The organism is Priestia sp. VA7 (assembly GCF_055710015.1).
Genome location: NZ_JBVQPN010000003.1, coordinates 361,132 through 381,712 on the forward strand (window position 1 = coordinate 361,132; position 20,581 = coordinate 381,712).

Here is a 20,581-nt window from a genome sequence, read left to right on the forward strand (position 1 = left end):
ATAACAAACATGATATTGGATTGATAAAAGCAGGTGGTAAAAACATGGATGTACAACTATTAATAACGGTATTTGCACTCGGGTTTTTCGGGTCATTTTTAGCAGGTATGCTTGGAATTGGAGGATCAGTTGTTTTGTACCCGCTGTTGCTATTTGTTCCGCCTCTTGTAGGAGTGGGAATGTTCAGCGCGCACGAAGTAGCTGGTATAGGAGCCGTACAGTCGCTGTTTGCGTCTGTTTCAGGAGCTCTTGCTTACAAAAAGGGCGGCTATTTGAATAAACCGTTAATTTTATATATGGGTATCAGCGTCCTAGTTGGCAGTCTCATTGGTTCAACGCTATCAAACTCGTTTTCAGAAGGAATGATCAATTTCATTTACGGCGTGATGGCAACAATTGCTGCAGGATTAATGTTTATGCCAAAAAAAAATAATCCAGCGGCCGACTCATTCGAAGTGACGTTTTCAAAACCTTTGGCAGCAGCTCTGGCGTTTTTAGTTGGAATTTGCGGGGGGATTGTCGGAGCAGGGGGCGCATTTTTACTTGTTCCTATTATGATTACCGTGTTAAAAATTCCTGTGCGCGTAACGATTGCAAGCTCATTAGCCGTGACGTTTATTTCATCTATGGGAACAACATTCGGTAAAGTAATGACGCATCAAGTCCTTTTGCTTCCGGCGCTTATGATTATTGGAGCAAGCTTACTAGCAGCTCCAATCGGCGCTTTTGTTGGGCAAAAGACGAAGGTAGCGTCGCTGCAAGTTATCTTAGCGATCGTTATTACGGCGACTTCGCTGAAAATATGGTTTGATTTACTAATGAAATCTATTCATTAAAAAAAGCTGCCTTTTTAAGGACAGCTTTTTTATTTTGTTGTTGATGACACAAGGTGAGCGACTAAAATATAGCGTTCAGGTGCTGAACCAACGTAGTTAAACGGATAACAGGTGCTGACGGTTAAAGTGGCTCTAGGCTTTGGCACAATAACAGTCCGGTCATCCGCATCAACGATTCGTACTTTGTTCACTTTGTATGTGAAGGTACCTGCTGCCGTGTCCACCACGAGCGAATCGCCTTCACCCACGTCGCCAAGCTTACGAAAGACCGTATCGCGATGTCCTGATAGAACAGAATTGTCGTTTTGACCAGGCAGCACGCTTCCCGCAAAATGACCGACGCCTTTTTCTAATTCATCTTCGTTCGTACCGTGATAGATCGGCAGCTTAGCGTTTAATTTAGGAATATATAATTCTCCCATTAAATCACCGATTTTTGGCTGTTTCGGGTAAGACACATTTGACACTTTCGGCTTTTTCTCCGGGCTAGCAGTACGAGAGTGTACCGTTTTTTTAGCTTCAACAGCAGACTCTTCTGCTGAAGCTTCTGCTGTTGAAGCGTCCTTGCTTTTAGAAACTGAAGCTGCGGCTGGTTCTTCTGTATCCATTGTTTTAAATGCCAAATAGCCTCTTGCAAATTTATAGGCGTTTGTTGTTGTAAACCAAAGACCAAAGCAGATGACAGCGGCTAAAAGGGAAAGAACAATCAACCGCTTTTTGCGATTGATTGTTCTTCTTGTTTTTCTTGGTTCCATTTTATGCGCGTCTCACTTTGCGGAAAAGAACAAAGCCAGCGGCTACAAGCACTAATCCAATTAATGTATTTGTTACATAATTAGAAGCCGTTTCCGGAAGTTTTCCGCCTTTAACGGTTTTTTGTACAGCGCCATTCGTTTGTTTCTTCACAGGTTCTTGTGTCTTTTCTACTGCTGGTTTTTGTGCTTGAGCTGGTTTTGCTACAGCTTCAGCAGATTTTTCTACTTCTTTTCCTGTGTCTGTGATGATATCAGAATTAAACATATCGCCTGTGATCACCATGTCTGCTAAAAATTTACCGTCTGTCGTATAAAGAGAAATTTTTAGACTTGCATTTTTTAATTCTTCTAAGTTGATTAAATCAGTAAGAGAAAGCGGTCTTTCATTTCCGCCTTGTACAAGTGAAAATTTAGCGTCTAAATGGAAGATTGATAGCATTTCTTTATAAATAGACATTAATTCAGCGATTTGATCAGCAGATAATTCTGTTGCTGTATCAAAATCTTCGAATGCCGCTAAGCGCTCGCCTAATTGATCTAAGCGGTTAAGCGTTGCTTCATTTGAAAGCTCATCTTCTAACGATGTAAAATGTGCTTCAATTCGATTTAACTCTTCTGAAGTTAAGCCTAATTCAGACTGCATAAATGATAGTAAGCCGCTTAAATCTTCCTCGCTTAATTCCTCATCGTAAGAAGTGTCTTCTTCGTCATATGACTCATCATCTTCATACCAGTCGTCGCCCTCTAGATAGAAGCCGACATCATCGTATAAATCATCTAGGTATACATAATCGTCTAAGCTTTGGCCGTTCTCTTTTAATAACGCATTTAAGCTTGTTTTGTCTAAGTCAAAATCTGCATACACATCTTGCACGTTATGTAAGTCAGCTGCAATTGGTTCACCTAAAAAATCTTCTAAATCTGCGATTGTATCGAAGTTTTCAAGACTTTCATCGTACAGTGAAAGCGAATATTCAACGTCGTCTTTGGTTACTTCAAAGCCTCGCGTTTGGCTTACCGATTTTAAATACTTGTTGAAATCTGCGTCAAATGTTGACACTGCTGCGAATGAAGACGTTGGAAATACGCCAACAAACAGCAGAAATGATAATAGTATTGCCCCCAGTTTTTTCATCAATTTTCTCCTTTTTTTACGTTTTCTACAAGATTATATAGGAAGAGTTATAAATTTACAATATATACTTATATTATATATACCTTGAATATAGTGGTAATTTAAGGGATTTATAGAACTATATATCTTGAGAACACCGTACGAAAGGGAGTGGAAAGCCCTAGATAGAAAAAGGAGGAACTAAAGAAAAAGGTTTATAATTTTTTTTAACAGAGGCAGAAATATAAAAAAGTATCAAAAAAGAACAGCACTTTGAAGCTGTTCTTTTTGAAATGATATGTAAGCCTTAGCATAGATAGTTGAAATTCGATACCGTTCCGCTTTAGAAAAAGGTGGTTACGAGTTATGATTTTAATAAGGATAGTGAAGAAAAGTGAGAGCGCGGTTTTGTCAGCTCTATTTTGATTCCTTTTAGCCTTAAACGTTCTACAAACTGTTTGCGTTTTTTTCGCTTTTCATGCGGGGATTGATTCATATTTGCCTCATCCTCCATATTTAGTCAAGTAGCTAACATATCATTATCATAATCAAAAGATGACGGTTACACAATAAACATTCTCAAATATTCACAAAGATTTAAAATTTGTTACATTGATAGTGTACATGTACCCCATTCTCTTTTTTTATAACATCTCAATGTGCTGTTTTTAAATTGAAGTTTTGTAAATCCTGTCGCAGGCTAAAAAACGCGCTGACTTTTATATTTTGATTCACTGTGCTTAAAAGCTATACTAGTAGTGCGTGTAGAAAAGAGTAAACCGAATTTTTACATCTCATCTATTTGTATACAAAAAAGAAAGAGGGATTTTGATGAAAACAGAACAGCAGTATTTTGAAGAAGGAAAATCAATTCAAACATATATGAACGACATGAGTACATTAAAAGAGGAAAGTTTAGCTGTTTATGAACAATTTCAGCTTCCTAAAGATGGACTGGCTGACAAATTAAAGGCTCACAAGCTTCATTTCTTAGCGATTACTGAAGATTGGTGCGGAGATGCGATGATGATTAACCCAATCATTCGTAAAGTAGCTGAAGCTGCCGGTATCGATGTGCGCGTTGCACTGCGAGATGCGGACACCGAATTAATTGACCGTCACTTAACAAACGGAGGACGTGCCATTCCGATTATTTTAATTTTTAATAATGAAGGGACGCTACTTGGGAAGTGGGGCCCCCGTGCTCCCGAAGTTCAGCAAATCGTCGATGAGCTTCGTGCCACGCTTCCTTCAAAAGAAGATCCTTCGTTTGAAGAAAAACAAAAAGAAGTTTTTTCTTCGTTACGAACAAGATATAAAGAAGAACCAGCTCTTTGGTCGCATGTTTATAACAGCTTTAAAGAAACGGTATTAGCAGTTGTGAAATAACTTAAAAAAGCAGGATAAAATGAAGCGCTCATTTTATCCTGCTTTTTTCTGGTTATCGCAACAAGATCGTTTGTATATCACTTTAATGGAAAGGCAGCTCTTATGAATGTTAGTGTTCAAATCGCGCACTTTTAATTGAAAAAACGTACAAAATTCTAAAAATAAAAATATTTTTTATTCAAAACGCGTACTTTTTAACTTGATGATGATATAATAACAAATAATAAATGAAGAAAGGGGACGCGTAAATGAATGGAAAAGTTTTTGGATAGTATTTTTAAGCAGCATTTTTAAAGTTCAAAATGAATTTTATTTTTTAAATTTAATGAAAGCGCTTAATAACTCACTTCTCAGAAAATATAGAAGAAAGGTGTTAGATACATGAATAACTTACATAGAAAAATGGGAACGTTTTCTCTCATGATGGTTGGTCTTGGATCTATTATTGGATCAGGATGGTTGTTTGGGGCATGGAGAGCTGCTCAAATTGCAGGCCCCGCAGCAATTGCTTCTTGGATTATTGGAATGGTTGTTATTTTATTTATAGCTCTTTCTTACAGTGAACTAGGATCGATGTTTCCAGAAGCAGGAGGTATGGTTAAATATACGCAATACTCGCACGGCTCATTTCTTGGCTTTATTGCGGCTTGGGCAAACTGGATTGCAATCGTATCGGTTATCCCTGTTGAAGCGGTTGCTTCTGTTCAGTATATGAGTTCATGGCCGTGGGAGTGGGCGAAATGGACAGGCAGTTTAGTAGAAAATGGGATTCTTACTGGAAAAGGCTTGGCTATTGCTACAGGACTATTAATCATTTATTTTCTTCTAAATTATTGGACCGTAGGCTTATTTTCGAAGGCTAATTCACTTATTACTGTTTTTAAGATTGTAATTCCAGGGCTTACAATTGGTGCTCTTTTATTTGCAGGGTTTCACGGAGGAAACTTCTCCTCTGCAGGAGGCGTTGCTCCAAATGGATGGGCAAGCGTTTTGACAGCGGTTGCTACGTCTGGGATTGTGTTTGCTTTTAACGGTTTTCAAAGCCCTATTAATATGGCGGGAGAAGCAAAAAATCCAGGTCGCTCTATTCCGATTGCAGTAGTAGGCTCAATTTTAATTGCAACCGTGATCTATGTATTGCTTCAAATTGCGTTTATTGGAGCGGTAAATCCTTCAGAAATCGTAAAAGGATGGAGTCATCTTAACTTTAATTCGCCGTTTGCCGATCTAGCGATTGCGTTAAATATTAACTGGCTTGTTATTGTGTTATATGCCGATGCTTTTGTATCGCCATCAGGAACAGGTATTACGTATACAGCTACCACGTCACGCATGATTTATGGTATGGAAAAAAATAAATATTTGCCGAATATACTGGGACGAGTTCATCCGCTTTATGGAGTTCCTCGTCAAGCCATGTTCTTTAATTTATTTGTCTCATTCATCTTTTTATTTTTATTTAGAGGCTGGGGAATTTTAGCCGAAATTATTTCTGTAGCTACATTAATTTCATATCTTACCGGTCCTATTACCGCTATGACGTTAAGGAAAACGGGGACCGAGCTTTATAGACCTTTACGTATAAAAGGGTTAAACGTAATAGCGCCTCTTGGATTTATTTTTGCTTCACTTACTCTTTACTGGGCAAGATGGCCGTTAACTGGACAGGTATTATTTATTATTTTAATTGGTTTGCCAATTTATTTTTATTACCAAGCAAAATCAAAATGGAAAGGCTTTGGTCAAAACTTCCGAGCCGGCGTTTGGATGATTGTCTACTTATTATGTATGATGACAATCTCTTGGATAGGAAGTGAAAAGTTCGGGGGACTCAATATTATTAAATACGGCTGGGATATGGGTCTTATTGCAATTGTTGCACTTTTCTTTTATGCTTGGGCACTTAAAAGCGGATACAAAACCGAGTATTTAAAAGAAGCAATCAATGTTAATAATGAAATGAAAGCAGCGGAAGCACAGACTGCCTCAGCTAAAGAACAGATCATAGAAAAACAAATTAAATAAGTAGTAAAAAAGCAGCCTGAATAGTTGAGGCTGCTTTTTTAGGAATGGATTTTATTTTTTTTGAATACTAGATAGTAAAAAATGCTATAATGGTGGGCAAAATCATGCAGGGGGAGAACGACTTATGGATATCGTATCAATCACTTCTTTTTTAGGCGTAGCCGCTTTGCTTACGGTTATGCCTGGACCTGATAACTTATTTGTTTTAGCACAAAGCATATCAAACGGCAGATATGCAGGAATCTCGACTTCATTAGGGCTTTGTACGGGCTTGCTTGGTCATATAGCTGCAGCAACATTGGGTCTATCGGCTGTTATCTATCAATCGGCTTTAGCGTTTGCTATTGTAAAATACGCTGGAGCAGCTTATTTATTATATCTGGCTTATAAGACGTTTACAGCAAAAGATTCCGCTCTCGCTGTTGACAACAAAGAAGCCGTTGAGTACAAGGCGCTATATAAAAAAGGAGTGATTATGAATCTGCTAAATCCAAAAGTTTCGCTCTTTTTTCTTGCTCTTTTACCTCAGTTTGTTAATCATTCAACCGGACACGCCACACAGCAAATGCTTGTTTATGGCGCCGTATTTTTAGTTCAAGCGCTGATTATTTTTACGTTAATTAGTCTATTTGCAGGGAAAGTAGGAGAGTTTTTGCGAAAATCTCCAGCTCTGTCTAAGCGGCTTAATCTCGTGCAAGGCTCTATCTTTACGCTTATTGGCTTAAAAATTGCTTTTAGTGAGAAATAGCAGAAGATAAGATGGCGAACCTGCTTTTTATCTCCATTAAAAGGCGTGGACGTTAGTTAAAGGGAGATCCGAACGATAAATCCAATTCGCTCGGATTTTTTTATGTCTATGGTAAAAGTAAGTTTCATGTATGCAGTTGCTTCTAGCTGGTGATTGGAGGGCAAGGCGAAGACTCCCGCGGAAAGCGAAGTCTTGCACAGAAATCAACAGCGGAGTAACGAGATTCACGCTAGCTCATTTATCCGTCTTTATTTTGTGCTTTAAAACAGCGGAGAATACCTAGCAAAATCCTGCTTTCTTGTGTGAATTTTTTTGAATGTTTTAAGGGGACGAACCCTTCTTGTCCAATCACATATATATATAGAATGAGAGATAAAACATCAGGCAAAGCCGGTGTTAATCACAAGTTCTTTCATATTATGATTGAAAGGAAAGGTTCACATGAAAAAAGTATGGCTAGATGCAGGACACGGCGGTACAGATTCAGGTGCTTTAGGAAATAATTTGCGTGAAAAAGATATTACGCTGCAGCTTGTACTACACGCGCGGGCGTATTTAGAACATAACTATTCCGTAGATGTGCAAGTAACTCGTTCAACCGATGTGTTTGTTTCATTATTAGATCGAGCGAACCGGGCTAATGCATGGGGAGCGGATATTTTTGTTTCTATGCACATTAATGCTGGCAGCGGTACTGGATTTGAAACGTATCGGTATCCATCACAAGAGGGAAGTCAATCTTCTCTTTTACAAAAAGAGCTGCACACGGAAATTTTAACAATCATGCGGAAATTTGGAACGATTGCAGATCGCGGTTTAAAAACGGCTAATTACGCTGTACTGCGTGAAACAAATATGCCAGCTGTTTTAACAGAAAACTTGTTTATCGATACGACAGCCGACGCTGAAAAATTAAAAAACGCTACGTTTCTTCGGGAAGTGGGAGAAGCGCACGCGCGTGGAATTGCTAAGTATTTAAACTTACCTTCTAATCAAGTTACATTCTATACCATTCAATCTGGAGACACATTTTATAGCATTGCAAAGAAGTATAATATCACCGTTCAGCAGCTGCAAGATGCAAACCCTGGCGTAGATCCTGCAAAACTGCAAATTGGTCAGCAAATTGTTCTTCCTGTCACTACGTATACTGTACAAGCAGGAGATACGTTCTATAGCATTGCGAAAAAATATAGCATGACCGTTCAGCAGCTGCAGGATGCAAACCCCGGCGTAGATCCTGCAAAATTACAAATTGGCCAGCAAATTATCATTCCAGCTGTTTAATATCTGTAAATAAAAAAGATGACACGGCAGCGTGTCATCTTTTTTATTTATTGAACCAATCTTACAAGCATATGGGCAAGATGATGCTGCTGTTCTTTGTCTCCAACCTTCCACAGTTCGTGAAGCAGGTTTTCCTCTCGATTGCGCGGCTCTTCATGCTTAGCAAGGTAATCAGCTACTTTCTGAGCGGTTTTAGCCAGCTGTTCTTCGTTCATCCCTAACTTTTCACCTTTTGAGACCTTGTCCCCTAGATAACTTTTAAATCCTTCGAAGCTAGAGAGAATATCCTCTTTTTTCTCCTCGCTCATAGAATTAATTGCTCCTTCAACTTTTGCTGAATGATTTGTTTCTACAGAATTACTCATAGTTTTTTTCTCCTCTCATGGTTATATTTGGGTGTTAGAAAGCATATTCCCTGAGGGTTCAGTAAATAAACGTCCAAATGTGTTATTTTTATATTATGGCGTTTTAGAAGGACTTAAAAAGGTGAGGTCAAATAAGGTTTTATCAATTAATAATAAAATGACAAAAAAGACTTTGAATAAAGAAATCAAAGTCTTTTACTGATTTTTATACTGAAGCATCATACTTCTGGCGTAGGCGTGGCATAGCCTTCCTTATATTTATCATCGATTTCTTGACGAATGTCTTCAATGCTTTTGCCTTTGCTGTAGTCTACTACAGCTTGAGCGGCTATTTCTAAACAGACGCCGCATTTTGTTCCGTGATCATCCCACGTCACTGCGCCGTTTTCTTTGTTTTCAAAGATAAAACAGTCGTAGTTGTTTTGATGATTAGCTTCTTCTCCACATCCGCAGTAGCAAGGAATGTTTTCTAGTAAGGTTTGATGCTTAGCAGCGGCTGCATAAATAAGCTGCATGTCTTCGGGCTTGTCACTTAGAAAAGAGGGAAGAGTTTCACTATTTTTTGTTTCTTCTCGTTTATCACCTAATGTGTGCTGCTGATGTTCTTCATGTTGTGTTGCTTCTGTACGTTTGTTGCCTGAACTTTCTTTACTTTCGTTTTCGCAGCCGGAGACCATGCTTGCTGCAAGGACAACTGTTATGACCTTTGATTTTATCATCAAAATGTTCATCCTTTCTTCAATTAAAGCTAGACAATAATATGTACATCCATCATGTGAAAAAGGCATCATTCGTCTTTGAAGTCATTCATCAACTTTCTGCAAAATAATTTTCCGATACATACCTTTCAACATGACGCTTGAATTCTCCTTCAAGATAAGCTGATCCCGGCTCGCTTCAAACACATATTCAAAAGAGAGTCCAATATCCGTTCCTAGTAATTTTACGAAAGGGCGGAATATTTTTTTAGGAAAAGCCGCTGATTTCTTTTTAGTTTCAAATTTATCAAAAATCAGGATAGTTCCCTTAGGCTTTACTACTCTTGTCATTTCTTTTAAAGCTTGCTCCGCATCAGGTACTACGCTAAGAATTAAGCTTGCTACAACTACATCAAACGAAAAAGAGTCGAATGTTAGCTGCTGAGCGTCCATTTGGTGAAAGGTTATAGATGGATTTTTGTATTTATCTTTTGCTTTTTGAAGCATTTCACTGGAATGGTCGATGGCTGTTACATTTACTTCATGAGGAATAAAAGCTAAATCTGCACCCGTTCCAACACCTACAAATAAAATGCGCTGTTCAGATGAAAAGTGGACGTCTTGAAAGACTTTTTTTCTGGCTCGATAAAACATCCCGTTATTAAAAAACGCATCGTAAAAAGGAGCCCAACATTTATAAATAAATTGATTCCAGCGGTTATTCACGTAAACCCTCCTAGAGAATAAGCTTTCCAACGCCTGCTGGAAAGCTTATGGATTACATTTAATTTTTCATTTTGAGTAAGCGAAGACTGTTTAAAATAACAAGTAGCGCTGCTCCTGTATCGCTTAAGACGGCAATCCACAGAGTAAGCCACCCTGGAAAGATAAAAGCTAAGGCAATGACTTTAACAATAATAGAAAACCAAATGTTTTGTTTGATAACAACTAACGCTTTACGGCTTAGCTTCATCGTATGAGGAAGCTTTTCTAAATTGTCTGCCATGAGAACAATATCAGCTGTTTCCATGGCCGTATCAGTACCAGCACCGCCCATTGCAATTCCAAGATCAGCAGTAGCTAGAGCAGGGGCATCATTAATCCCATCTCCAACCATAGCCGTTTGATAGCCTTCATCTTGAAGCTGCTGTATGGCTTTCACTTTGTCTTCAGGCATCAAATCGGCGAAATAGCGGTCTATCCGAGACTGAGAAGCAATCATTTTAGCTGTTCCTTCGTTATCACCGGTTAACATCACAATTTGCTGCATCCCGTTTTGTTTAAGGCTTTCTAAAGCAGATACGGTTGTATGTCTGATGGTATCAGCTACGCTAATAATACCTAGAACACTTTTAGCTGTTCCGACAATAATAATTGTTTTACCTTCGTTTTGAAGCTTTTTAATATGAGACCAGCAGTGGGATAGAGGTATTTCTAAATCTGAGAATAATTTTGCATTACCTGCGTAATAAACCGTTTCTTGAATTGTTGCCTGCACGCCTTTTCCTGTAAGGATTTTAAAATTTGATCCTTGTAAAGAACCGACTTTTTTCTCCGCTGCATAATCCACGATAGCACGGGCAATGGGGTGATTCGAATAGTCTTCAAGCGTCTTTGTTATCGCTAAAAGCTGATTTTCTTCAGCAGCAAGGGAAACAACCTCTGAAACGGCTGGTTTGCCTTCTGTTAGCGTTCCTGTTTTATCAAAAGCAATCGCATTGATTGCACCAGCTTTTTCTAAAAACGTCCCGCCTTTAATGAGCACGCCATTTTTCGCCGCGTTTCCAATCGCAGATACAATGGCGACGGGAGTAGAAATGACTAGCGCACATGGACAAGCCACAACTAATAATTCAAGCCCCTTGTAAAACCACTCACTCCATGCACCATCAAACAGGGGAGGGATGACCATAATGAATAAAGCTAAAATAAAGACGATAGGCGTGTAAATGGTTGCAAATTTATCAACAAATGCTTGAGTAGGCGCTTTTTTCTCCTGTGCTTCTTCCACTAAATGAATAATTTTAGAAATCGTCGTATCTTCCACTAGTTTTGTTACCTTAATTTCTAACGATCCGCTTTCGTTAATGGTGCCTGCATAAACAGCATCACCGATTACTTTATCAACTGGAATAGATTCACCTGTAATAGGAGCTTGGTTAATACTGGATTCGCCGTTTATAATTTCACCATCTAGCGGAATTCGGTCTCCTGGCTTTACGACAATCGTAGTGCCGATTGAAATATCTCCCGCTGCTTTTTTAATCAGCTGGCCGTTTTCTTTCACCCATGCTTCAGAAGGAGCTAAGTCCATCAAACCTCGTATCGAGTTTCTTGTTTGTTCAATCGACCTTGTTTGCAGAGCAACACCTAAAGCAAATAGCCAAACGACCGTAGCACCTTCAAGCCATTCACCAATAACAGCTGCTCCAAGTGCTGCAACGGTCATTAAAACATTCATGTCTAAAGAACGGCTTTTAATTCCGTAATAAGCACTTTTAGCCGGCTTATATCCGCTGACAATCATGGCAATAGCGTAGAGTACAGTTATCATATAAGAAGCAATTCCTGTATGAGAACCGATAAAACCTAATGCGATGAAAATACCCGAAAAAACAATCGGTCCATTTTGCCCTTTATGGTGCCGCGACTCAGCAGACTGCCTGCTGCTAGTTACTAAAGTAGCGGTATACCCAGCTTTAGATACTTCTTTAATAATGTCATCGGCTTCGTTATCGTGCTCAATTTGTGCTTTTCCCGTTGAAAAGTTAACGCGTACATCTTTGACAGCAGGAACTGTTTTTAAATGATTCACAATCGTGTTCGCACAAGCCGCGCAGTCCATTCCTTCAATCAAATACGTTTTCATTTTTTTATTTGATTGGATAGCCTCAATGTTAAACCCTAGTTTTTCTACTGAGCTTGGAATGAGTGACAGAGCTGACTCACTTGCCGCCGCTACCTGGAGCTTTCCTGTATTATAGTTGAGAGTTACGTGTTGAATATCGTTTAATGTTTTTAAACTTTTTTCAATCGTCGCGGCGCAGGAAGGGCAATCCATTCCATATACGCGGTATTCAGCCGTTTCTTCTATGTCACTGTCGCCTGGTACTATATCGTGATCACTGCAGCAAGAATGCTGGCTTTTATCGGTCGTTAACGCAATCGCATCTGAACAACAGCTATGACTGTGTTCATGACTCTTTGTGCCACAGGAAGAAGGCTCTTCAGTAGATGCGGCTTCTGAAGAAGAGGAGCAGCAGGTCTTGCTTTCAATTTCTGCTGAAGAAGATCCGCTGCAGCAGCTTCCGGTATGCTGATGACTTTTTTTATCTTCGTGTTTCATTGTGTCCCACTCCCTATACGGTAAGAAAAACTTAAATGGTTACGTCTTCTTTTTTAGCAAACATGATATCAATTACTTGTTTAATATGTGCATCCCTTAAAGAATAAAAAGCTAACTTTCCTTCTTTGCGATAATTGGCAATTCCTATATTACGCAGCAGTCTTAAATGGTGAGAAGCAGTAGCAACCGTAGAGCCTACTATATTGGCTACGTCACATACACATAATTCCTCGCCTTTATACAGAGCCAAGACAATTTTAAGCCTCGTTTCATCTCCTAACGCTTTGAACAGGGCAGAAACATCTTGAACAGCTTCGGCATCGATAGCAGGCTGAATACGATTTACTTTTTCTTCATTAAAACAATAAATATCACAGCGGTCTTTTGGCATGATTTCCTCCTTCATTCAAACATTCAAATGATTGTTTGTTTATAATATATGTCAATTTTAAAAAATGTTCAAACATTTATTGAGTATTCGGAATTTTTTTCTGAGCAAAACATAAATATAGAAAGTATGCCTATTAGTGTATGTACTCTGTACTAAATGGTGCGGGCGAAAAGAGAATGACTTTACAGGCAGAACAAAACAAAAAGCCACCCCTGTAGGTAGCCTTTTAATGATTTTAAAAATGATAGAAATAATGAAATATAGCTTAGACTTTGTTTACTTAATTAGCGTTTTAATCGGTTAAATAATAAATCTGCTGAATTATTTAACACCTTGTCCGACTCTTTTAATCGTTTGTCCGAGTTTTCTAAATAGGATTGAGCAGATAATACAACATCTAACGGATCCTTGACATTCTTCTTTTCGGTACATACTAAATGCCCTACACCATTTTTCCAATGAATCGTGCATTTAAAATTCACAAATGTATCATCGGTCGTTCTCAAACGCAAATGCCTGATGATGGGGTTAGATGAGGAGTGCTGTGACAGCATCCACATTGCTTGTTTCCGGTCGTCTTTATGAATAATGCTCCACAGACTGGAGACTGAAGAAAAATAAGAATGTGCTTGACTAGAAAAATGAAGGATTTCACCTTCTTGATTTAATTGAAAGTAAGGAACGGGGATCCATTTAAGTATGTTACTTTCCATCATGCACCTCTCCCAACTTAAGTAATCTCTTTTACCATATCACAATTACCTAATATTTGTATGATTTTTATTATTTTCCCCATGCTTTTCCCCGTTTTAAGCTGTAAAAGCTAAAGAATTATTCAGTTTAAAACACTTGAAAAAAGAACATATGTTCGGTAAACTAAAAATTAAAGGAGCGAATTCTATGCGACAGCTACTTCAAGAAAGCTACTCTTCAAAACGACCTGTTGAAATTATTTATATGGACGATAAAGGATGTTTGACACAGCGATTTATTATTGTGTATAAAATTTATCCTCAGAGCGTAAAAGCTTGGTGCTTACTAAGGAACGAGAAACGAACGTTTAAAATAGAGAATATCCTTTCATGCGGATTCAGCAATAAAAGGAAAAGCAGTTTTAGGCAGAAAGCTCACTCAATTTAAGAGGGGCTTTTTCATATCATTTCCTCTTATGGCGTGTGAGTTATTCTCATACACTATATCCACCAGAAAGGGGAATGAACATGACATTAAACCAAGGAAATAAAACTAAACACATCGCTAAAGGAAGAATGAAACAAACAGATATGACAATGCAGAGGGAGCAAAAGCAGCATCAGGCACAAAATGCATCTTTATCTCATAATAATTGTCGGGCAAATCTTGATGGAGATTGATTAAAAAAGGAAAGCTTCTGAAACTGAAGCTTTCCTTTTTTTGCATTAAGTTAACTCGTATTTTTCTGATCCAATTACAATATAGTCTCTTGCTTGATATATGAACTTTACTGATTTTTCACAAACTTCGTACGAGTAATTCTCTAAAACATTGCTTTTTTGATTAATGTAATGCATAAAAGCACGCTGAAAATAACCATTCTCCACAAAAAGTTCACCGGTTTTGCACAGTTTTTCATGTGCTTCTTCCAGCCATTTTGCAATTTGGCTGTCGTTGTTAGCAAATGTCAGGATGTGCGCATAGTGATCTGATAAATCTGTCATATCCTCTTTATCCTGGTCAAAATAAAACACTTTTTCTTTTTTTGACTGCAGCCTTTGTTTATGCAAAGTGATATTTTTTAACAGTTCTTTTTCAACGTCTTCTTCGGGACTTATATAGATGGGGCAGGTGCCTGCTACCTCACCTTGATCTGTAAATAATACAACATAGTACAAATCAAACATCATATCTCTCCCTTCACGTGTTCATACTATCCTATCTCGCATCCTTCATTTTTAGAATCATTTTTCTAACGTTTGTGCAACATTGGTTCTAATGTATTGTATTACTCATAAGCGAACCTCAGTTTTAACGGGAAAGAAAAGGGGAAATGAAAATAAAAATTCTGCGTTTCTTCATTATAATAAGAAAAAACGATCTGTTTACTAGTATTTAAATCTTTCGAAAAATCAAAATAAATAATGATTGATTTCGTCACTTTATTGTGGTTTCATAATAAAGTGTAAAAAGACCATTTTTCTTTCAGAGAGAAATGAGATAGAGTGCTTCTGTGTTGATTCTTTCTTTCGAATATAGTATACATACAGGGGTATAGAAATTAATTGGGAGGAAAACATGGCGATACTATATATGAGCATAGGTATTTTACTTTTATTAATGTGTTACAGTTTTTATAAACGCTATGTGCCGGTGCAGGGAATAAAGAAAGTGACGACCGTCGACTGTGGTTCTACAACAATTTCGTATGTAGATGTTCGTCATTTTCATGAAATGAAACAAAACCCTTGTCAAAAAGCAATCCATATTCCGCTTCCTTATTTAGAGAGACAGCATGAGGAAATTCCATATAAAGAAGTGGTCGTAATTGTTCCTGACAGCATTTCCCGAAATTTAAGCATTCGTCAGCTCAAAAAACATGGGTACCAGGTCAAGGGATACATGTGTGCGGAAAGATGTGTGTAATAAAAAGAACAGCAAATGACCCTGTATAGGGTTTCCTTTTGGAAAGCTGTGATATATAAGCTGAGAGATACCTGTGTCAAAACGGGTATCTTTTTTTGTTATGAAGATGAGAAGGGGGGGCAGGGATCGGTTTCTTTTGGTTCAACAGCTACTGAGTCTTTTAGCGTATTTTTATGACAAAAGGTTTGAAAAATCCCTTTTGTGGTAAAAAAAAACGTAGTTCTCCTAGTGCATAGACAGAGGTTTAATAGGAAGTTATAATTTAGGCAATTACATAAAAGGGGAGTAAGCTAAGGAAGGTGAATAGATGTGCGAAAGATAAAGCGGTTGCTATTTCTGTTCATTTGTATAGCGGTTGTAATTGTTGCGTATGAAATGATTCGATATCCGATTGAAAACAATGCTGCAAGTGTGCAGCAGCATTTGCGAAATTGGGAGCATAAAGAAAGTATTGATGGTTCTGCAAGGATTACGCTGCAAGATTTTAAACGGGTTGATCACTCTAATACATACATAGCCTTATTCTCCATACCTGGTGATAAAGAAGGAATGGCCGTATTGAAGCAAGGATGGAACAAACGCCTGCGTATTGAAGTCAGTACCAAAATGAGCAATTTAGTGGATTATGATGATATCCATACAAATAAAGGGACATATGCGCTGTTTACAGGAACAAATAGAAGTAAACAAATTGAGCGAGTAAAGGCGGCTTTAGTGCACGATACGTATACAATTGATGCCGCGGTTCCAAAAAGTGATTATTTTGTGCTGTATGAAAAAATACCGAGTCATATTAAACATCCGTTTCCAGCAACGACAACGCTGCTGGATAAAGCAGGGGATGATATCACGGTTAAAGAATTTATGGATCAAGAGCTGCGTGAGTAACACGCAGCTTTTTTCTGTAATAAAAAGCTTTTTAAAAAAATTCACGTTTTGTTCATATTTTCGAAAGAAAGAATTTTAAGCAAAAAAATCAAATATTTGCTACAAAATAAAAGGGAATTAACGGGCAAAATAAGTTTCATACAGGACGTCACATTTTCTTTGAAAATTTGTCACAAAATATTCAATTATGTCGATGTGTATTGATATATCAATGTTGAAGCAAATATGCAAAGCTAATTTTGCAGTTATTCCTAAAGAAATAGTTAAGAAATGGGAGCCGAATCCTTTTATTTACATTTATTCATACCAAATTATGTGATAGAATATCGCAAGGTTGAAGCACTCTAACCCCATTGGTACAGTCACTATATTAGAATATTTTTAATATAAAAAAATAAAGCAAAAGGGACGAAAAAAATGTCATTTTGTATTACAATAGTAGTGGCCTACAAATAAGGGGGAAGAGAGTCTGTATAAAAATGTCGTTATCTAGCGAAAGATAGCGCATTTTGAATGTTCATCAATATAGGCTTCGCATCATGTGTTGTTAGAAAGGAGAGTTTTAAGTGAAACCAAAAAAAGGATTTTGGAAGCTAGTAGGTTTACTATCTGCGCTTTCACTAGTATTTTTGAGCGGTTGTTCAAAACTTGCTGTATTGAACCCGCAAGGTCCTGTTGCAAAAACGCAATCTGATTTAATCATTTGGTCTATGTGGATGATGTTGATCGTGGTTGTTGTCGTATTTGCTATTTTTATATTTGTTCTTGTCAAATATCGTGAAAAACCTGAAAACATGGACTATGAGCCACCTGAGCAAGAAGGTAACTTAAAGATGGAGGTTATTTGGACAGCTTTCCCAATCATCATCTTAATTCTATTAGCAGTGCCAACTGTTAAAGCGATCTACTCTGCAGAAGAAGTACCGGCAGAATCAAAGGATAAAGATCCAATCGTGATTCACGTTACATCTGCAAACTGGAAATGGATTTTCAGCTATCCGGAACAAAATATCGAGACGGTTAACTATGTAAACATTCCAGCAGATACGCCAGTGAAATTTGAGTTAACGGCTCAAGGACCTATGAACTCATTCTGGGTACCAGAACTTGGCGGACAAAAATATTCGATGAACAATATGTCAATGCCATTATACTTAGAAGCTGATAAGCCTGGTTCTTATATGGGACGTAGTGCTAACTTCTCGGGTGAACATTTCACTCAAATGCAGTTCGAAGTTCAAGCTCAAACGGACAAAGACTTCAAAGAGTGGGTTAGTGATGTAAAAGGTACAGCTGGTAAACTGACTGAAAAGAAATATGATCAAATCCTAAGCCCAGGCGTTGTTGGTCGTCAAACTTACAACGGTACACATTTAAAATGGATTGACCATGCAAAAGATGTATACATTCCTGGCAAAGAGCTAGAACGTGGTACAGGACATGATCACAGCAAGATGAAAGAAGACGAAAAAACGAGTAATGAAGAAATGGAAAACATGGATCACTCAAATCATGAATAACATTCATTTATTACACTAAATAACGTAATGATTGGGGGAAGACATAATGAAGCTAGATGAATTTTTCGTCACTGGCGAACCTATGATTTACGCTGCTGACGCAGCAATCGCTATGACGGTCATCGGTATCGTTTTTGTCTTAACATATTTCAAGAAATGGAAATGGTTATGGACAGAATGGTTAACAACAGTTGACCATAAAAGACTCGGTGTCATGTACATCCTTTCAGCTGTATTAATGCTTTTCCGCGGCGGAATCGATGGAATCATGATGCGTATGCAGCTTGCATTCCCGGGTATGAATATTTTAGATGAACATCACTACAACGGAGTCTTCACGGCTCACGGTGTTATCATGATCTTATTCATGGCAATGCCATTTATTATCGGACTAATGAACGTAATCGTTCCATTACAAATTGGTGCGCGTGACGTAGCATATCCGTTCCTAAACGCAATTAGTTTCTGGACATTCTTTATGGGAGCAATGCTATTTAACCTTTCTTTCGTAATCGGAGGAGCTCCTGATGCAGGTTGGACAAGTTACTTCCCGCTTGCAGGTAAAGAATTCAGTGAAGGTATCGGAAATAACTTCTATGCCGTTTCACTACAGATTGCTGGTGCTGGTACATTAATGACTGGTATCAACTTCTTTGTAACAATCTTAAAAATGCGTGCCCCTGGCATGACAATGATGAAAATGCCAATGTTTACTTGGTCAATCTTCATCACATCAATTATTATTATTTTCGCGTTCCCTGTATTAACAGTAGCGCTTGCACTTATGACACTTGACCGTGTATTCGGAACAGCCTTCTTTACAATGGCTAATGGCGGTCTTCCAATGATGTGGGCTAACTTATTCTGGATTTGGGGTCACCCTGAAGTATATATCGTTATTTTACCGGTATTCGGTGTCTTCTCAGAAGTTATCAGTACACATTCTCGTAAGAACTTATTCGGTTATAAAGCAATGGTTGTATCAATGGTCGGTATCGCATTCTTAAGTTACCTTGTATGGGTGCATCACTTCTTTACAATGGGTAACTCACCGTCAGTTAACTCGTTCTTCTCAATTACAACGATGTTAATCGCCGTACCAACTGGAGTTAAAATCTTTAACTGGCTCTTTACAATGTATAAAGGCCGTATCAAATTTACGACTGCGATGCTTTGGTCATTAGCGTTTATTCCAAACTTCGTAATCGGTGGGGTAACAGGGGTTATGCTTGCGATGGCATCAGCCGATTATCAATATCATAACAGTTACTTCCTAATCGCTCACTTCCACTATGTATTAATCTCTGGTACAGTGTTTGGCTGTTTCGCAGGTTTATACTTCTGGTATCCAAAGATTTTCGGTCACACGTTGAACGAAAAATTAGGAAAAATTTCATTCTGGATTTTTGTTGTTGGATTTAACGTATGTTTCTTCCCACAATTCTTCCTAGGTTTAGACGGTATGACTCGTCGTATGCAAACTTATGCAGACAACCTTGGCTGGAACGGATTAAACTTAGTTTCAACAATTGGTGCATTCTTAATGGGTCTTGGCTTCTTCGTATTAGTAGTTAACTTATTATACAGTGCATGGAAAAACAAACGCGACACTGCAAACGATCCTTGGGATGGTCGTACACTTGAGTGGTGGACTAAATCACCAGTTCAAGCTTACAACTTTGCAGTAATTCCTCATGTGAAAGAAATGGATGCATTCTGGCACATGAAAAAACGTAATGAAACAGAAATTAAAGCAGAAGACTTAAAACCAATTCACTTACCAAGCAACTCTGGTGTGCCGTTTATCTCAGGTATTTTCTGGTTTATCGGTGGATTTGGCTTAGTGTTTGAATGGATTCCAATGGCAATTGTTGGATTAGCAGGTATTTTTGCTTGTATGCTTGCTCGTTCATTTGATTATGATCCGGGCTTCTATGTAAAAGTAGATGAAATCAAGAAGGTTGAAGGAATTACAGGGGGTGACAAATAATGGCAGGACATTTAGATAAATCATTGCCGTTAGAATACCAAGAAGAACAAAGTCGCCTGAATATCCTTGGATTCTGGATTTTCTTAGGTGCCGAGATCGCGTTGTTCTCTACGCTGTTCGTAACGTACTTAACGTACCATACGCGTACAGCGGGTGGCCCTACTGCAGAAGAACTGTTCGTTGTTAAAGATTTTATGATCGAAACGCTGTTACTACTATTCAGTAGTTTCACGATGGGAATTGCCATCTTTAAAATGCGTAATAATGATTTAAAAGGACTTTTAGTTTGGTTCGTGATTACGCTTGTTCTTGGTGGAGGATTCCTTTTCTACGAAATTCGTGAGTTTTACATGTACGCAGTTCACGAAGGTGCAACAATGCAAACAAGTGCCTTCTTATCAGGGTTCTTTACACTACTTGGAACGCACGGTCTTCACGTAACAGTCGGTGTATTCTGGGCAATCAGTATTATTATTCAATTAGTAAGACGAGGATTAACACCAGTTACTGCTCGTAAAGTATTTATTATCGGTTTATACTGGCATTTCCTTGATGTTGTATGGATCTTCATCTTCACGCTTGTATACTTGAACGGATTGGTGGGATAAGA

General features: G+C 38.2%; 22 protein-coding genes. 12 read left to right on the plus strand and 10 right to left on the minus strand.

The features are described from left to right. Positions 1 to 44: 44 nt before the first annotated feature. On the plus strand, positions 45 to 836 hold the full coding sequence (locus tag AC0C45_RS14535) for a sulfite exporter TauE/SafE family protein (protein WP_013057848.1): 792 nt from the start codon (positions 45 to 47) through the stop codon (positions 834 to 836). Between the two features lie 29 nt (positions 837 to 865). Here the strand turns inward: AC0C45_RS14535 and AC0C45_RS14540 are convergent, their stop codons facing one another. The 3 genes from AC0C45_RS14540 to AC0C45_RS14550 all read right to left on the minus strand — a co-directional run bounded on the left by AC0C45_RS14540 (position 866) and on the right by AC0C45_RS14550 (position 3,201). Further along, positions 866 to 1,591, minus strand: a complete 726-nt coding sequence (locus AC0C45_RS14540; protein ID WP_237892544.1) for a class D sortase — start codon at positions 1,589 to 1,591, stop codon at positions 866 to 868. Between the two features lies 1 nt (position 1,592). Then, complete coding sequence (locus AC0C45_RS14545; RefSeq protein WP_237892543.1) at positions 1,593 to 2,726, minus strand: processed acidic surface protein; 1,134 nt, start codon at positions 2,724 to 2,726, stop codon at positions 1,593 to 1,595. A 343-nt stretch (positions 2,727 to 3,069) separates the two neighbouring features. Next, positions 3,070 to 3,201, minus strand: coding sequence for a hypothetical protein (locus tag AC0C45_RS14550; RefSeq protein WP_013057845.1), 132 nt, complete (start codon positions 3,199 to 3,201; stop codon positions 3,070 to 3,072). Positions 3,202 to 3,536: 335 nt separating this feature from the next. On the opposite strand from AC0C45_RS14550, the gene AC0C45_RS14555 reads away from it, so the two are divergent. The 4 genes from AC0C45_RS14555 to AC0C45_RS14570 all read left to right on the plus strand — a co-directional run bounded on the left by AC0C45_RS14555 (position 3,537) and on the right by AC0C45_RS14570 (position 8,154). After that, a complete protein-coding gene (locus AC0C45_RS14555) occupies positions 3,537 to 4,094 on the plus strand; it encodes a thioredoxin family protein (protein WP_026106641.1) in 558 nt (185 codons plus the stop codon). Between the two features lie 381 nt (positions 4,095 to 4,475). Continuing rightward, complete coding sequence (locus tag AC0C45_RS14560; RefSeq protein WP_047932022.1) at positions 4,476 to 6,119, plus strand: APC family permease; 1,644 nt, start codon at positions 4,476 to 4,478, stop codon at positions 6,117 to 6,119. A gap of 124 nt (positions 6,120 to 6,243) precedes the next feature. Beyond that, complete coding sequence (locus tag AC0C45_RS14565) at positions 6,244 to 6,867, plus strand: LysE family translocator (protein WP_016764799.1); 624 nt, start codon at positions 6,244 to 6,246, stop codon at positions 6,865 to 6,867. 441 nt (positions 6,868 to 7,308) lie between these two features. Continuing rightward, a complete protein-coding gene (locus tag AC0C45_RS14570) occupies positions 7,309 to 8,154 on the plus strand; it encodes an N-acetylmuramoyl-L-alanine amidase family protein (protein WP_047933185.1) in 846 nt (281 codons plus the stop codon). A gap of 47 nt (positions 8,155 to 8,201) precedes the next feature. Here AC0C45_RS14570 and AC0C45_RS14575 read toward each other — a convergent pair whose 3' ends face one another. From AC0C45_RS14575 to AC0C45_RS14600, 6 genes are all read right to left on the minus strand, one after another. Further along, positions 8,202 to 8,519 carry a DUF3243 domain-containing protein gene (locus tag AC0C45_RS14575; protein WP_013083905.1) on the minus strand — a complete coding sequence of 106 codons (318 nt, stop codon included), beginning with the start codon at positions 8,517 to 8,519 and terminating at the stop codon, positions 8,202 to 8,204. Between the two features lie 218 nt (positions 8,520 to 8,737). Then, positions 8,738 to 9,238, minus strand: a complete 501-nt coding sequence (locus AC0C45_RS14580) for a PCYCGC motif-containing (lipo)protein (protein WP_237892542.1) — start codon at positions 9,236 to 9,238, stop codon at positions 8,738 to 8,740. 84 nt (positions 9,239 to 9,322) lie between these two features. Further along, positions 9,323 to 9,943 (minus strand): class I SAM-dependent methyltransferase, encoded by a 621-nt coding sequence (locus tag AC0C45_RS14585; protein WP_237892541.1) that lies wholly within the window; start codon positions 9,941 to 9,943, stop codon positions 9,323 to 9,325. Between the two features lie 58 nt (positions 9,944 to 10,001). After that, positions 10,002 to 12,563: a heavy metal translocating P-type ATPase gene (locus AC0C45_RS14590; protein WP_257062004.1), complete on the minus strand. Its 2,562-nt coding sequence runs from the start codon at positions 12,561 to 12,563 to the stop codon at positions 10,002 to 10,004. Between the two features lie 31 nt (positions 12,564 to 12,594). After that, on the minus strand, positions 12,595 to 12,954 hold the full coding sequence (locus AC0C45_RS14595; RefSeq protein ID WP_306437821.1) for an ArsR/SmtB family transcription factor: 360 nt from the start codon (positions 12,952 to 12,954) through the stop codon (positions 12,595 to 12,597). A gap of 284 nt (positions 12,955 to 13,238) precedes the next feature. Beyond that, positions 13,239 to 13,670 carry a PAS domain-containing protein gene (locus AC0C45_RS14600; protein WP_026106639.1) on the minus strand — a complete coding sequence of 144 codons (432 nt, stop codon included), beginning with the start codon at positions 13,668 to 13,670 and terminating at the stop codon, positions 13,239 to 13,241. A 184-nt stretch (positions 13,671 to 13,854) separates the two neighbouring features. Here AC0C45_RS14600 and AC0C45_RS14605 point away from each other — a divergent pair, with 184 nt between their 5' ends. After that, positions 13,855 to 14,094, plus strand: coding sequence for a hypothetical protein (locus AC0C45_RS14605; protein WP_025751108.1), 240 nt, complete (start codon positions 13,855 to 13,857; stop codon positions 14,092 to 14,094). Between the two features lie 80 nt (positions 14,095 to 14,174). Then, positions 14,175 to 14,327 (plus strand): hypothetical protein, encoded by a 153-nt coding sequence (locus AC0C45_RS14610; protein ID WP_237892538.1) that lies wholly within the window; start codon positions 14,175 to 14,177, stop codon positions 14,325 to 14,327. A gap of 45 nt (positions 14,328 to 14,372) precedes the next feature. Here AC0C45_RS14610 and AC0C45_RS14615 read toward each other — a convergent pair whose 3' ends face one another. Next, on the minus strand, positions 14,373 to 14,837 hold the full coding sequence (locus AC0C45_RS14615; RefSeq protein ID WP_236702274.1) for a hypothetical protein: 465 nt from the start codon (positions 14,835 to 14,837) through the stop codon (positions 14,373 to 14,375). A gap of 388 nt (positions 14,838 to 15,225) precedes the next feature. On the opposite strand from AC0C45_RS14615, the gene AC0C45_RS14620 reads away from it, so the two are divergent. The 5 genes from AC0C45_RS14620 to qoxC all read left to right on the plus strand — a co-directional run bounded on the left by AC0C45_RS14620 (position 15,226) and on the right by qoxC (position 20,579). Next, positions 15,226 to 15,573, plus strand: coding sequence for a rhodanese-like domain-containing protein (locus AC0C45_RS14620; protein ID WP_472928230.1), 348 nt, complete (start codon positions 15,226 to 15,228; stop codon positions 15,571 to 15,573). 309 nt (positions 15,574 to 15,882) lie between these two features. Then, positions 15,883 to 16,461 carry a hypothetical protein gene (locus tag AC0C45_RS14625; RefSeq protein ID WP_013057828.1) on the plus strand — a complete coding sequence of 193 codons (579 nt, stop codon included), beginning with the start codon at positions 15,883 to 15,885 and terminating at the stop codon, positions 16,459 to 16,461. 566 nt (positions 16,462 to 17,027) lie between these two features. Beyond that, the gene (qoxA, locus tag AC0C45_RS14630) at positions 17,028 to 17,981 is read left to right on the plus strand and encodes a cytochrome aa3 quinol oxidase subunit II (protein ID WP_013057827.1); all 954 of its coding nucleotides are present in this window, start codon (positions 17,028 to 17,030) and stop codon (positions 17,979 to 17,981) included. A 46-nt stretch (positions 17,982 to 18,027) separates the two neighbouring features. Continuing rightward, positions 18,028 to 19,971 carry a cytochrome aa3 quinol oxidase subunit I gene (qoxB, locus tag AC0C45_RS14635; RefSeq protein WP_013083896.1) on the plus strand — a complete coding sequence of 648 codons (1,944 nt, stop codon included), beginning with the start codon at positions 18,028 to 18,030 and terminating at the stop codon, positions 19,969 to 19,971. Further along, a complete protein-coding gene (gene qoxC, locus AC0C45_RS14640) occupies positions 19,971 to 20,579 on the plus strand; it encodes a cytochrome aa3 quinol oxidase subunit III (RefSeq protein WP_013057825.1) in 609 nt (202 codons plus the stop codon). Before qoxB ends, qoxC begins: the two co-directional genes overlap by 1 nt. Positions 20,580 to 20,581: the final 2 nt, after the last annotated feature.

Excerpts from the sequence above, each read along its gene's own strand:
- AC0C45_RS14610 (WP_237892538.1), top strand. The coding sequence starts at position 14,175 with ATGACATTAAACCAAGGAAATAAAACTAAACACATCGCTAAAGGAAGA.
- AC0C45_RS14540 (WP_237892544.1), bottom strand. The coding sequence starts at position 1,591 with ATGGAACCAAGAAAAACAAGAAGAACAATCAATCGCAAAAAGCGGTTG.
- AC0C45_RS14570 (WP_047933185.1), top strand. The coding sequence starts at position 7,309 with ATGAAAAAAGTATGGCTAGATGCAGGACACGGCGGTACAGATTCAGGT.
- AC0C45_RS14555 (WP_026106641.1), top strand. The coding sequence starts at position 3,537 with ATGAAAACAGAACAGCAGTATTTTGAAGAAGGAAAATCAATTCAAACA.
- qoxC (WP_013057825.1), top strand. The coding sequence starts at position 19,971 with ATGGCAGGACATTTAGATAAATCATTGCCGTTAGAATACCAAGAAGAA.
- AC0C45_RS14605 (WP_025751108.1), top strand. The coding sequence starts at position 13,855 with ATGCGACAGCTACTTCAAGAAAGCTACTCTTCAAAACGACCTGTTGAA.
- AC0C45_RS14580 (WP_237892542.1), bottom strand. The coding sequence starts at position 9,238 with ATGATAAAATCAAAGGTCATAACAGTTGTCCTTGCAGCAAGCATGGTC.
- AC0C45_RS14615 (WP_236702274.1), bottom strand. The coding sequence starts at position 14,837 with ATGATGTTTGATTTGTACTATGTTGTATTATTTACAGATCAAGGTGAG.
- AC0C45_RS14545 (WP_237892543.1), bottom strand. The coding sequence starts at position 2,726 with ATGAAAAAACTGGGGGCAATACTATTATCATTTCTGCTGTTTGTTGGC.
- AC0C45_RS14560 (WP_047932022.1), top strand. The coding sequence starts at position 4,476 with ATGAATAACTTACATAGAAAAATGGGAACGTTTTCTCTCATGATGGTT.
- AC0C45_RS14550 (WP_013057845.1), bottom strand. The coding sequence starts at position 3,201 with ATGAATCAATCCCCGCATGAAAAGCGAAAAAAACGCAAACAGTTTGTA.
- AC0C45_RS14575 (WP_013083905.1), bottom strand. The coding sequence starts at position 8,519 with ATGAGTAATTCTGTAGAAACAAATCATTCAGCAAAAGTTGAAGGAGCA.
- AC0C45_RS14595 (WP_306437821.1), bottom strand. The coding sequence starts at position 12,954 with ATGCCAAAAGACCGCTGTGATATTTATTGTTTTAATGAAGAAAAAGTA.
- AC0C45_RS14600 (WP_026106639.1), bottom strand. The coding sequence starts at position 13,670 with ATGATGGAAAGTAACATACTTAAATGGATCCCCGTTCCTTACTTTCAA.
- AC0C45_RS14565 (WP_016764799.1), top strand. The coding sequence starts at position 6,244 with ATGGATATCGTATCAATCACTTCTTTTTTAGGCGTAGCCGCTTTGCTT.
- AC0C45_RS14590 (WP_257062004.1), bottom strand. The coding sequence starts at position 12,563 with ATGAAACACGAAGATAAAAAAAGTCATCAGCATACCGGAAGCTGCTGC.
- qoxB (WP_013083896.1), top strand. The coding sequence starts at position 18,028 with ATGAAGCTAGATGAATTTTTCGTCACTGGCGAACCTATGATTTACGCT.
- AC0C45_RS14535 (WP_013057848.1), top strand. The coding sequence starts at position 45 with ATGGATGTACAACTATTAATAACGGTATTTGCACTCGGGTTTTTCGGG.
- AC0C45_RS14620 (WP_472928230.1), top strand. The coding sequence starts at position 15,226 with ATGGCGATACTATATATGAGCATAGGTATTTTACTTTTATTAATGTGT.